Below are 12,032 nucleotides of genomic sequence, written 5' to 3'. Positions count from 1 at the left end.
GGGGTCGCGGGTTCGAGTCCCGTCCGCTCCGCCACTACTTAAGAAGCCCAGTCTAACGACTGGGCTTTTTTTCGTTTCCGGCACCGCACTCATGTTCCCCGAATTGCCTCTTTTTTCCTTACTCGATTCAGTAAAACACGCAGAGCCAGACGGTGGTCATGTCGGGATGGGTCCATTCCACCCTGTGTTTCTGGTGTGTGGGAATGTTGCTGTGCGCGCCATGAGCCAGCTGTACACATGATTTGTGCTGGGAGCCTTCCTTGGTTGAAGCACTTTTAAGAAGGTCTGAGCGAATGCCGGGGAGCCTTGTGGGTGGCTGCAGTTAACCCAGAGCAACAGCGTTCACGAAGTGAATAGGATGTGAGAGAGGCGGGTATTCTGGCTGACAATGGGCACCCAGATTGAGGGGGGGCTCGATGTGCTGCGGCAGCGAATAGATTCCCATGTCATGTCATTGGCCCGTTCTGGTACAAAATGCACATAAAGAAAAGGGGACGGCGGCTGCCGTCCCCTCAAGTCATCTAGTCCAGTCCATGAACTGCAACGCTCCCTGCAATCCCTGACTTTATCCTGATCCTTCGGAATATCCCCTTCCCAATCCGTTGAGGTGTCCTGTGGCCATCCTAGCCTGGCAATCGCTCCTGATTGCTGCACTCTCTCCATCCTGGAGGTGTCCGTTACCACATCCCGTGGTGTTCCTTACGTCATCCTGACAGACAACCATCCGGGTTGTCTCGCTTCATCCTGAAGCTGTCCTGCTCGCCTCCGGCGAGGTCCATATTCTTCCTGAAGAGCAATCATCCTGTTTGCTCTGCCTCATCCCGAGGTGTCCGCAACCACGTCCCGTGGTGTCCTGTAATCCGTTTGATAACCATCCTAGTTACCGCCCTCATCCTGAGGTGTTCCTTGCCCACACCCTGTGGTTTATTCCCTACTTATGCGCTGTTTCTGCATCCTGCCGAACCAGCTCCGTCCTTGTGAAACCCATATTAAGGGAATCAGGGGGCGGAACAAGGGAGGTTCCGACGTTATTGGCGTGGCGAGAACGGATTAATGACCAATGCTATAGAGATAAGGTTATATAAATCATGGCATTAGTTTGTTTCATGGGAAAGAATGTGGATTCAAAGATGGCTTCGCGTACGGTTCGACACAGTGGCCTCTTACAGCTGCCATGGCGGATCTCTTACACGCAAAAACGGGGCGAAAACGATGGTACAAACAGGCTCAATTCGGTGAGCAAGACTTAAAAATTAGTTGAATAAATATGCTCAAAAAGAATACAAAAAGCCGGGCTTGGCCCGGCTTTTTTCTGCGGTGGTCAGCTGACGCGGCTACCCGGTGTCGGATATGCCTTGCGCAAGGATTCGGGCGCCAGCACTTCCAGATTCCCACTCATGTTGTTGAGCCAGGTGCGGAACTCGGGGGTGTCCTGCACCTCGGTTTCCACCACCACGCTGCGCTTGTCGTAGCGAGTCATGCGCGGATTGTGGCCGGGGATCTGCCCGTCGACCAGGGTCGGACAGTTGGCATCGATGCGACCGACGAAGCGGATCGGTCCGCTGACATCCTGATACCCCTGATCGCGGATCAGTTTCTGGATGTTGAAATCCTTCGGCTGGGTCGCGCTGAAGTTGGTCAGCTCCACATTCTTGATGTGATCGAACGGGATGCCGTAGACCTTGGGATCCAGCTCGGACAGGGTGCAGAGCAGGGTCGGCCCTTCCGCCTGGTTCAGGATGCCGAGCGGATTGATGCGGTCGTAGCAGAGCCATACTGTGCGCTCCTTGATGACCCGCTGGATCTCGGCACTGAACTTGCGGCCACGCCACAATGCATCGCGGATCAGGGTGCTGCGGCGGATCTCCGGGTTGCCGGCAAACGGACGCGGTGACTGGTGCACGCTCTCGAGCCAGCGTTCAGCCAGTTCGCTCTGGCTGTCGCGGATCACCTGGCTGGCCTTGTCGACCAAGGGGTTCAGTTCGGTCAGGACGCTGGCCGGCAACAGCTGGCTGGCCTGATCGCTCCAGGTTTTCAGCGCCACTGCCAAGGAGAGCGGCATGATGTTGGCAAAATCGTTGAGGCCATGGCGCTCGAAGCACCAACCGTGTGGTTTGCTGCGTTCATCCGAGGTGAGATCGAACAACCCCATGCCGGACATCTCTTCCAGGTCCCGTTGCACGGTACGCAGACTGACGTGGATGCCTTCTTCTTCCAGTTTTACCTGGAGTTGGCTGGCGGTCAGCTTGTAAGGGCGGTGCGGGATGCAACGCGCCAAGGTCAGTTGTCGTAACAGCTTCTTACTCATGGTGCATGCCTTCACTGGTTTAGCGTTGAGTGTATCCTAGCCATGCCTTGCGACAGTCTATGTCGCAAGTTTTGCTGCGACAACTGTCGCCATTTTCATACAAACCAAGCTAACCACATGATCCTAAACATAATTGCTATCATTTTGGGCAGCAATCGAGGCTTAAAAATGATGAAAAATCACCAAATGAAAGTGCTGTCTTACGGATTTGAGAGAGAGGAAAAAACAGAAATGACGGGGAAACGCAGAATATGATGTGGAGGGGATGGCTCCCCTCCGTCAGGCAGGTATTTTTTGGCAGGATCAGGCCAGCCAGGACAAGGCGGATTTGGTGATGGCGGCGCCCACCATGTAGCCAAATACCGCCAGGGCAGCGAGGCCGGCCACCAGCTTCTGGCCGCGCGCAGGGCGCTTGAGTGCCATGACGCCGAGGCCGATGTAGATCACCAGGGCAATCAGCTTGGCCATCAGCCAGGGTTGTTGGCCTGGGCTCATCTGCAGGGTCACCGCCAGCAGCACCCCGAACAGCAGCAGGAAGGTGTCGTTGACATGGGGCAGGATCTTCAGCCACTTCTGCTGCAGGCGGGCACTGCCCCCCAGGGCCAGCAGCCAGCGATAGAGGAACAGCAGCACGCTGACCAGCGCCAGCGTCATGTGCAGGTGTTTGAGCATGGGGTAATAGGTAATCATATTGCTTCCTTGTCGTTGTCGGGCAGACCGCTGTTCCAGTTGTGAGCGTGAATGCGCTCCTGTCCTTCCTGATCGTCTTGCAGCAGATCGGAGAGGATGTCCCGGTATTGCAGGCTCTTGTTGATATAGGTGTGTTCGTCGTCCAGGTAGTTGACCTGTTCCCGCAGTAGCCAGTTGTCGTGCTGCTTGAAGGTCTGGCCGGCCCGCCAGGCCTGGTTGGCCCGAAAGCCGAGCTGGGTCAGGGCTTCCACCCCCAGATCCACGGCAGAACCCAGGGTTTCCCGGTACACGCTGCCCACGCCCTGGCGCAGGATTTCGTGAGCGTGGGGACGATCCTGGGCTCGCGCCAGTATCTTAAGGTGCGGGAAGTGTTTCTTCACCATTTCAATCACTTCGAGTGACGTGGCCGGATCGTTGATGGAGAGCACCAGCAGCTTGGCCTTGTGGGCACCGGCGGCGTGCAGCAGGTCAAGCCGGCTGGCATCGCCGTAGAACACCTGATAGCCATACTTGCGCAGCATCTCGATCTGGCTGGCATCCTGCTCGAGAATGGTGGTGCCGATGCCGTGGCCGTGCAGCAGACGGCCCACGATCTGACCGAAACGGCCGAAGCCGGCGATGATGACCGGGTGCTCCACCAGCTCCGGCTGCTCGTGCTGCGGCAATTCACTCTGGTTGCGATAGTCGAACCAGGGCTGGATCACCCGATCGTTGAGGATCAACAGCAGCGGCGTCAGCGCCATGGAGAGTGCCACCACCAGGGTCAGCAGGGCGATGGTATCCCCCGGCAGCACCTTGTTCTGGGCGGCGAACGAGAACAGCACGAAGGCGAACTCCCCGCCCTGGGCCAGCGCCAGCCCAAAGGTCCAGCGCTGACTCGGCGAGATGCGAATGGCAAAGCCGAGCGCCATCAGTACCAGCCACTTGAGCACCATCAGGCCGACCACCAGAGCCGGGATCAGCAGCGGGTGTTCGGCAAAGAGCCCGAAGTTGATGCCGGCGCCCACCGACATGAAGAAGAGGCCGAGCAGCAGCCCCTTGAACGGCTCTATGTCTGCCTCCAGCTCATGGCGATATTCGCTGTCCGCCAGCACCACGCCAGCGAGGAAGGAGCCGAGGGCGGGGGAGAGGCCGACCGACTCCATCAGCACGGCGATGGCGATCACCAGCAGCAGGGCGGCGGCGACGAAGATCTCCCGCATGTGGGACTGGGCGATGGCGCGAAACACCGGTCGCATCAGGTAATGACCACCCAGCACTATGCCGGAGATGGCAGCCACCACCAGCAGGCCGTGTTGCCAGCCGGCCAGCTCCGAGCTGCCGCTGCTGGCTACCGGCGCGATGGCCAGCAGCGGCAGGATCGCCAGGATGGGGATGACGGCGATGTCCTGGAACAGCAGCACGGCGAAGGCGGAGCGGCCGCTCTCGCTCTGCATCAGTTTGCGCTCCTGCAGGCTCTGCAGCACGATGGCGGTGGAGGAGAGCGCCAGGATGAGGCCGATGGCCAGCCCCTGTTGCCACGGCAGGCCGATGAGGTGGGCCACACCGGTCAGGGCGGCCGTGGTGAGCAGCACCTGCAGCCCGCCGGTGCCGAGGATCGGTCCCTTCAACTGCCACAGCAGCGCCGGCCTGAGCTCCAGCCCGACCAGAAACAGCATCAGCACTACCCCGAACTCGGCGAAGTGCATCACATCCTTTTGTTCACCCACCAGCTCCAGCAGGAAGGGACCTATGATGATGCCCGCCAGCAGGTAACCGAGCACGGATCCCAGCCCCCAGCGTTTGGCCAGCGGCACCGCGATCACCGCGGCGGAGAGGTAGATGAAGGCATCGAACAGCAAACCATGTCCCATCAGCGGATCCTCCGTACAGTGGTGGAGACCAATGTCGGCAGGCCGGGCCATCGCCCGGATCGAGAGCGGGTCATGAGAGTACCTCCAGCAGATCGCGCAGATAGGGGCTGCCGGCAAGCTGGGCCGGGGTCAGTTGTTCGTCGCGCAGGGCACACAGCAGCTGGCGATAGTCCTGACCACAGCGGCGCAGTGCCTCCTGATCCCGGATCTTGTGAAAGGAGTGCAGCACGAATGGCGGCAACCAGCTCATGCCGCACAGCTGGGCCGTCTGCCGGAACGGCAGCAGAAAGTCGAGCAGCGGGCGCTGGTTGTAGCCTTCACTGCAATAAGACTCGGGGGCGCCACCGGTGGTGATGGCCGACAGCCACTGCTTGCCGTTGAGGGCGTGGGCTTCCGGGCCGTAGGCGTAGCCATACTCCAGCACCAGATCCATCCACTCCTTCATGATGGCCGGGCAGGAGTACCAGTAGAAGGGGTGCTGGAACACGATGATGTCGTGTTCAGAGAGCAGGGCCTGCTCCCGCTTCACGTTGATGAACATGTTGGGGTAGTGCTGGTAGAGGTCGTGCAGGGTGACGCCTTCCAGGCCGTCGATGGCCTGCAGCAGCTGTTTGTTGGCCCGGGAGCTCTGCAGCGCCGGGTGTGAAAAGATAACCAGAATGCGTTTCATGGGTTCCTGATCTGAAGAGGGGCCAAATACCGGTGCAAGCGACCGGCGAAAAAAAGATGCATTGAGCAGCGACGTTATCAAGAAGCGCCATGGCTCGCCAGTTCCGGGATCAGCTCGCGCAGCGCCGGATTGAGGGTCTGGTGGGCGGGATAGCAGAGGCCGATGCGCCGGAACATCCGTGGCCCGCGCACCGGCACGGTACACAGACCCGCTTCGTCCTCCACCAGCCCGTCTGGCAGAAAGCTGATGCCGACCCCGGCCAGCACCAGCGCCATCACCAGCCCCTTGCTCTCGGCCTTGGCCACCAGATTGAGGGTCAGTCGGTCACAGGCCAGCAGGCCTATGGTCTGCTGATGGGCTTCGCAGGGAGGGCACTCAATAAAATCATAATGTTGCAGCTCGGCCAACTCGAGTTGCTGGCGGCTGGCGAGGGGATGGTCGCGGGGCACGCACAAGACATAATCCTCCTCCCACAGCGGCAGGAAGATCTCGTCTTCGCGGCGCAGGGCATCCAGGGTCAGCCGACAGTCGGCAGGCGTCCCGTAATCGGAGAGGGTGAGATCCAGCTCGGGTAGCACAGCCTGCACCTGCTGCAGCAATCCCGCCACCCGCCGCCGGCTCAGGTCCGGCATGATGGCCATGTTGAGCCGCGCACGCGTCGCCTTCTGGCGAAACAGCGCCGGCAGGCGGCGCGCCTCTTCCACCAGCTTGACCGCGTGGGGATAGAGGTAATGGGCCTGATCCCTGGCCGCCACCCCCTTCTTGCCCCGAATGAACAGGCTGTCACCCAGGGTCTCTTCCAGCTGGCGCAGCCCCGCCGAGAGGGAGGGTTGGCTGACGTGGCAGCGTTCGGCCGCCGCCGTGATGTTCTTCTCTTCATAGATGGCGATGAAGAAGCGCAGCAGTCTCAAGTCCAGCATAAGCCCAACCATAGTTTTTTCAGATGATAACCAGCGGAAAACAATATTTATCACTGATGGATGCAGTGACTATAGTGATCCCGTTCCGTGCTGGCCAGCCGCTTGTTTGCTCAAACCGACTCTTGAATCAGAAGGAAAACATCATGTCCAAGCCTCTCGTCGTGATCACCGGCGCCTCCGCCGGGATCGGTGCCGCCATCGTTCGCGCCTTCTCCGCCGCCGGCCATCCGCTGCTGCTGCTGGCCCGCCGGGTCGAACCCATGCAGGCACTGGCGCTGCCCGATACCCTCTGCATCGGGGTTGATGTGACCGACACCGCCGCCATGAAGGCCGCCATCCAGCAGGCCGAGGCACAATTCGGCCCGGTTGGCTGTCTGGTCAACAATGCCGGCGTCATGCTGCTGGGACAGGCCGATGTGCAGGACCCGGCGGAGTGGCAGCAGATGCTCAACATCAACGTGATGGGGGTGTTGAACGGTGTTCACGCCGTGCTGGCCGGCATGAAGGCGCGCCGCAGCGGCACCATCATCAACATCAGCTCCATCGCTGGTCGCAAGACCTTCCCGAACCATGCCGCCTACTGCGCCACCAAGTTCGCGGTGCACGCCCTGACCGAGAACATCCGGGAAGAGGTGGCCGACGTCGGCGTGCGGATGGTGACCATAGCCCCGGGCGCGGTGGAAACCGAGCTGCTCAGCCACACCACGGACGAGAGCATCAAGGCCGGCTACCACGACTGGAAGGATCAGATGGGAGGCGTCATTGCGCCTGAGGTGATCGCCGACGCCGTGCTCTATGCATGGAGCCAGCCGGCCAATGTCTGCGTGCGCGAGATCGTGCTGGCGGCCACCCGTCAGCAACCTTGATGGCGGCTGACTGGAAGCGGGGGAGGGCTTGACCCTCCCCCTGGGCCAAGGGTTACCATAGGCCACCTTTCGTCAATGAGTCGTCTCATGGTTCTGACCCGTCGCCAACTCGCTCGCGCCCGCCGCTGGCTCCCCCTGTGGAGTCTGCTGATGGTGCTGATGTCGTTTGGCAGCCGGGCGGCGACCGATCTCTGCACCCTGACGCCCCATTGCAGCCAGAGCGAACGTACCCTGGAGAAGGCCATGCCCTGCGGCAGCTTCACCTCGGCGCTCGCCATGACGGTGCTCACCGGCGACAGCCTGACGGTTGCCATGCTGGAACCCGATACCCCGGATTTCATTTCCCCTTCCCAGTTCATGCCGGATGTTCCGACCGACCGGCTGGAGCGTCCACCCCGTCATCTCGGTTGAGTCGAGTCCCCCCGTTTTTTTGGGCATTTCTTCTTATCCGAGGTGAGTTATGTACAAGTCCCTGTTATTGGCCGTGCTGGCCGGTACCGTCAGTTTTTCTGCTCTGGCAACCGAGCAGATGACCGTCTACAAGTCCCAGTATTGCGGCTGCTGCAAGACCTGGATCAAGCACATGGAAGAGAACGGCTTTGAGGTCAAGGTCGTCGAAACCGAGCAGCTTGAACCGGTCAAGCAGCAGTACGGCATCACTCCGCAGCTGGCTTCCTGCCACACCGGGGTGGTGAACGGCTATGTGGTGGAGGGGCATGTACCCGCCGCCGACGTGCAGAAGCTGCTCAAGGAAAAACCGGCGATCCGCGGCCTGACCATTCCGGGCATGCCCCAGAGTGCGCCAGGCATGGATATTCCGGGTCAGCCCTATCAGGTGCTGAGCATCAGCAACGAGGGCGCGACCAAGGTCTGGTCGAGCTACCCCGGCTGATGAAAACTGGCCGTGAGCAGACACACTTCCATCATGTGAGGCACACCTGAGCGAGCCCGTGTCGCTCACGGTCAGGTATGGGGGCCGCCATCGCGAGATGGCGGCCCTTTTACATCAGGGCGCGGGAGAACTTGCAACTGAAGGCGACAAGGGGCAGATTGATCCCCTGTCCAAGGAGCCAAGGCTCAGGTCCGCCAACCCTTTTACAGCGCAAAGGATGCGACATGTTCACCTTTTCCCGAGGGCTTCTGCTGCTGGCTTGTCTGGCCGCCGTTCCCTGTTCATATGCCAATGATGAGTCCGCCATGCCCACAAGCGACACCCTGATCCAGCCTCCCGTGGCCGCCAAACACCCTCACGCCATCAAGAAACACGGGGATACCCGGGTCGACAACTACTACTGGCTGCGCGATGACGAGCGCCAGAAACCCGAGGTGCTGGCCTACCTCGAGGCTGAAAACGCCTACACCGACGCCATGCTCAAACCGATCAAGCCGCTGCGCGACCAGCTCTATCAGGAGATGGTGGCCCGCATTCCGCAGCAGGACGAGTCGGTGCCCTACGTGAAGAACGGCTATCGCTACCAGACCCGCTACGAGCCGGGCAAGGAGTACGCCATCTATTCGCGCAGCAAGCTGGGTGAAGAGGCTGCGAGCCTGCTGCTGGACGGCAACCAGCGTGCCGAAGGCCACGAGTTCTACGCCCTGGGGGCGCTCGAGGTGAGCCGCAACAACCGCTGGCTGGCGGTGGCGGAAGATTTCCTCTCCCGCCGTCAGTACCAGATCCAGTTCCTCGACCTGGAGAGCGGCAAATGGGCCGCCGACACGCTGGAGAACACCTCCGGCAATCTGGTGTGGGCCAACGACAGCAAGACGGTGTTCTACGTGCGCAAGCACCCCAAGACACTGCTGCCCTATCAGGTCTATCGCCACGAGCTGGGCACGGATCCGGCCAAGGATAAGCTGGTCTATGAGGAGAAGGACGACTCCTTCTATGTGAGCCTCTACGCCACCACCTCGGAAGATTTCATCGTCATCGCCCTCTCCAGCACCACCTCGGGCGAGGCGCGCCTCATCGATGCCAACGTGCCGACCCAGGCGCCGCGGCTGTTCCTGCCGCGCCAGGTGGATCACGAATACAGCCTGGATCACTACCGCGGCCGCTTCTATGTGCGCTCCAACAAGGACGGCAAGAACTTCGGCCTCTACGAGACCAAGGAGAGCCCGGTGGATCGCTGGAAGGCGGTGATTGCCCCCAATCCGGACGTGCTGCTGGAGAGCTATGCCCTGTTCAAGGAGTGGCTGGTGCTGGAGGAGCGCAGTCAGGGGCTGACCCGGCTGCGGCAGGTCAACTGGCAGAGCGGCGAGCAGAAGGAGATCGCCTTCGACGATCCGGCCTATGTCACCTGGCTCGCCTACAACCCGGAGCCGGATACCAGCGCCCTGCGCTATGGCTACTCCTCCATGACCACCCCCTCGTCCACCTACGAGCTCGATCTGGACAGCGGCAAGCGCACCCTGCTCAAGCAGCAGCCGGTGGCGGGCTTCAAGGCCGACCAGTATGCCAGCGAGCGGCTCTGGATCACCGCCCGTGACGGCGTGGCCGTGCCGGTGTCGCTGGTCTATCGCAAGGACAAGTTCAAGCAAGAGGGGGCCGGCTCGCACCCCAATCCGCTGCTGGTCTACGGCTACGGCTCCTACGGCGCCAGCATGGACCCGGACTTCAGCAGCGCCCGGTTGAGCCTGCTGGACCGCGGCTTCGTCTACGCCATCGCCCACATCCGTGGTGGCGAGGAGCTGGGCCGCCACTGGTATGAAGATGGCAAGCTGCTGAAAAAGCAGAATACCTTCAACGACTTCATCGACGTGACCGAGGCGCTGGTGGCACAGGGCTACGGCGCCAGGGATCAGGTCTACGCCATGGGCGGCAGCGCCGGCGGCCTGCTGATGGGGGCCGTCATCAATCAGGCGCCCCAGCTCTATCGCGGCGTGGTGGCCCAGGTGCCGTTCGTCGACGTGGTCACCACCATGCTGGACGAGTCCATTCCCCTCACCACCGGGGAGTACGACGAGTGGGGCAACCCGAACCAGAAGCGCTACTACGACTACATGAAGGCCTACAGCCCCTACGATCAGGTCAAGGCGCAGGCCTATCCCAACCTGCTGGTGACCACCGGGTTGCACGACTCCCAGGTGCAGTACTGGGAGCCGGCCAAGTGGGTGGCCAAGCTGCGCGAGCTGAAGACGGATGATAACAAGTTGTTGCTGAGCACCGACATGGACGCCGGTCACGGCGGCAAGTCGGGTCGCTTCAAAGCCTACGAGGACATCGCGCTGGAGTTCGCGTTTATTCTGGATCTGGCCAAGCCACAAGCATAAGTCACCACAGTTGCAGCCCTTGCCAGTCAAGGGCTGCAAAAGAATCTCCCTCATCCCATTCTGTCTGCCGACCGGTAGCACATTCAATTAATCTCTGATCAGCAAATTAATGATCGGCTTCAAATTTCTCGTCATCCATATCCATCATTTTGTGTTTTTGTTTGATTTATGTTGGCGCCGTGTGCTTAATCGAAGCCGTTATGACTCTTTAATTGGCCCCTTCGGGGCCAATTATCTTCGGTTGGCATGAAGCCGACTGTCTCACCACAGGATGCTGGTGGCTTTTTGGGGAACGTTCGCCGTTCACCCGATTCCTCATATCGAGGTCATGGGCAACCGCCGACGCAGAACGGTGGTTTGTCCGGCATTCGCCCGTGGAACGGGCGAGCTGAATCAATCAAAAAGGATGAACAACATGAAAGGATTATCCCTGGCGTGTGCCCTGTCGGCTGTCCTGGCCGGCGTCTCGTTTGGTGGCCCGGTGCAGGCGCAGGAGCGCTTCGTGACCATAGGCACCGGCGGTCAGACCGGTGTCTACTACGTGGCGGGCCAGTCCATCTGCCGCTTCCTCAATCGCGGCGCCGCCGATCACCAGATCAAGTGCAACGCCCCGGCCAGCGGTGGCGGGGTGGCCAACGTCAACGGCATCCGCAGCGGTGAATTCAACTTCGGCATCATGCAGTCCGACCATCAGTACAAGGCGATGAAGGGGCTGCCGCCATTCCAGGCCGAGGGGGCCATGGACGACATGCGCGCCGTCTTCTCCCTGCAGAGCGAGGTGTTCACCATCCTGGCCCGCAAGGACGCCAAGATCGCCGGCTTCGACGATCTCAAGGGCAAGCGGGTCAACATCGGCAACCCTGGTTCCGGTCAGCGCGATACCTTCGAAGAGATCATGGCGGTGAAGGGCTGGAAGAAGGGTGATTTCGGCCTGGTCTCCGAGCTCAAGCCGGCCGAGCAGGCCTCAGCACTCGGCGACAACAACATCGACGCCATGAGCTACTTCGTCGGCCATCCGAACGGCGCCATCCAGGAAGCCTCCACCACCACCGACGCGGTGCTGGTCCCGGTCACCGGTGCCGACATCGACAAGCTGCTGGCCGAGAAGAGCTACTACAGCAAGGCCGAGATCCCGGGCGGCATCTACAAGGGCAGCGACCAGCCGACCCCGTCCATCGGCGGCAAGGCGGTACTCTCCACCAGTGCCAAGGCCGATCCGGAAGTGGTCTATCAACTGGTGAAGTCGGTGTTCGACAACCTGGATCGTTTCAAGCGCCTGCACCCGGCCTTCGCCGACCTGAAAGAGGCCGACATGATCAAGGTGGGTCTCTCCGCCCCGCTGCATGAAGGGGCTGCCCGCTACTACAAAGAGCGCGGCTGGCTCTGATAGCGGGCCCAAGGGCCGCTGTCACTCTCTTCGACACCCGCCTGCCGCAGCCCGTGGCAGCGGGTGTC

The 12,032-nt window shown here is 60.9% G+C and carries 10 protein-coding genes; 5 read left to right on the top strand and 5 right to left on the bottom strand.

All coding sequences use genetic code 11. The features are described 5' to 3' along the window. Positions 1-1,321 precede the first annotated feature (1,321 nt). The 5 genes from PG881_RS17515 to PG881_RS17495 form a co-directional block, all read right to left on the bottom strand. Positions 1,322-2,308: a helix-turn-helix transcriptional regulator gene (locus PG881_RS17515; RefSeq protein ID WP_005308002.1), complete on the bottom strand. Its 987-nt coding sequence runs from the start codon at positions 2,306-2,308 to the stop codon at positions 1,322-1,324. 303 nt (positions 2,309-2,611) lie between these two features. Continuing rightward, complete coding sequence (locus PG881_RS17510; protein WP_270801675.1) at positions 2,612-2,998, bottom strand: SirB2 family protein; 387 nt, start codon at positions 2,996-2,998, stop codon at positions 2,612-2,614. Continuing rightward, complete coding sequence (locus PG881_RS17505; RefSeq protein WP_270801672.1) at positions 2,995-4,851, bottom strand: monovalent cation:proton antiporter-2 (CPA2) family protein; 1,857 nt, start codon at positions 4,849-4,851, stop codon at positions 2,995-2,997. The genes PG881_RS17510 and PG881_RS17505 overlap by 4 nt, the downstream gene beginning before the upstream one ends. Before the next feature lie 70 nt (positions 4,852-4,921). Next, entirely contained in the window at positions 4,922-5,521 is a 600-nt protein-coding gene (gene kefF / locus PG881_RS17500) for a glutathione-regulated potassium-efflux system oxidoreductase KefF (protein WP_016349118.1), read from the bottom strand. Between the two features lie 77 nt (positions 5,522-5,598). Next, positions 5,599-6,441, bottom strand: coding sequence for a LysR family transcriptional regulator (locus PG881_RS17495; RefSeq protein ID WP_270801666.1), 843 nt, complete (start codon positions 6,439-6,441; stop codon positions 5,599-5,601). Between the two features lie 143 nt (positions 6,442-6,584). Here PG881_RS17495 and PG881_RS17490 point away from each other — a divergent pair, with 143 nt between their 5' ends. The 5 genes from PG881_RS17490 (at position 6,585) to PG881_RS17470 (ending at position 11,964) form a co-directional block, all read left to right on the top strand. Beyond that, on the top strand, positions 6,585-7,307 hold the full coding sequence (locus PG881_RS17490) for an SDR family oxidoreductase (RefSeq protein WP_270801663.1): 723 nt from the start codon (positions 6,585-6,587) through the stop codon (positions 7,305-7,307). A gap of 87 nt (positions 7,308-7,394) precedes the next feature. After that, complete coding sequence (locus PG881_RS17485; protein ID WP_011704326.1) at positions 7,395-7,718, top strand: hypothetical protein; 324 nt, start codon at positions 7,395-7,397, stop codon at positions 7,716-7,718. Positions 7,719-7,767: 49 nt separating this feature from the next. Next, complete coding sequence (locus PG881_RS17480) at positions 7,768-8,199, top strand: DUF411 domain-containing protein (RefSeq protein WP_011704327.1); 432 nt, start codon at positions 7,768-7,770, stop codon at positions 8,197-8,199. Between the two features lie 224 nt (positions 8,200-8,423). Further along, positions 8,424-10,577, top strand: coding sequence for a S9 family peptidase (locus tag PG881_RS17475; RefSeq protein WP_270801657.1), 2,154 nt, complete (start codon positions 8,424-8,426; stop codon positions 10,575-10,577). A 415-nt stretch (positions 10,578-10,992) separates the two neighbouring features. After that, positions 10,993-11,964 carry a TAXI family TRAP transporter solute-binding subunit gene (locus PG881_RS17470; RefSeq protein ID WP_016349123.1) on the top strand — a complete coding sequence of 324 codons (972 nt, stop codon included), beginning with the start codon at positions 10,993-10,995 and terminating at the stop codon, positions 11,962-11,964. Positions 11,965-12,032 lie beyond the last annotated feature (68 nt).

The organism is Aeromonas sp. QDB54 (genome assembly GCF_027707385.1).
In the GTDB taxonomy this organism is placed as follows: domain Bacteria; phylum Pseudomonadota; class Gammaproteobacteria; order Enterobacterales; family Aeromonadaceae; genus Aeromonas; species Aeromonas hydrophila.
The sequence above is the reverse complement of the archived record's forward strand: the minus strand, read 5'-3'. Positions and strand labels throughout refer to the sequence as shown.

Excerpts from the sequence above, each read along its gene's own strand:
- kefF (WP_016349118.1), bottom strand. The coding sequence starts at position 5,521 with ATGAAACGCATTCTGGTTATCTTTTCACACCCGGCGCTGCAGAGCTCC.
- PG881_RS17510 (WP_270801675.1), bottom strand. The coding sequence starts at position 2,998 with ATGATTACCTATTACCCCATGCTCAAACACCTGCACATGACGCTGGCG.
- PG881_RS17475 (WP_270801657.1), top strand. The coding sequence starts at position 8,424 with ATGTTCACCTTTTCCCGAGGGCTTCTGCTGCTGGCTTGTCTGGCCGCC.
- PG881_RS17505 (WP_270801672.1), bottom strand. The coding sequence starts at position 4,851 with ATGGGACATGGTTTGCTGTTCGATGCCTTCATCTACCTCTCCGCCGCG.
- PG881_RS17495 (WP_270801666.1), bottom strand. The coding sequence starts at position 6,441 with ATGCTGGACTTGAGACTGCTGCGCTTCTTCATCGCCATCTATGAAGAG.
- PG881_RS17485 (WP_011704326.1), top strand. The coding sequence starts at position 7,395 with ATGGTTCTGACCCGTCGCCAACTCGCTCGCGCCCGCCGCTGGCTCCCC.
- PG881_RS17490 (WP_270801663.1), top strand. The coding sequence starts at position 6,585 with ATGTCCAAGCCTCTCGTCGTGATCACCGGCGCCTCCGCCGGGATCGGT.
- PG881_RS17480 (WP_011704327.1), top strand. The coding sequence starts at position 7,768 with ATGTACAAGTCCCTGTTATTGGCCGTGCTGGCCGGTACCGTCAGTTTT.
- PG881_RS17515 (WP_005308002.1), bottom strand. The coding sequence starts at position 2,308 with ATGAGTAAGAAGCTGTTACGACAACTGACCTTGGCGCGTTGCATCCCG.
- PG881_RS17470 (WP_016349123.1), top strand. The coding sequence starts at position 10,993 with ATGAAAGGATTATCCCTGGCGTGTGCCCTGTCGGCTGTCCTGGCCGGC.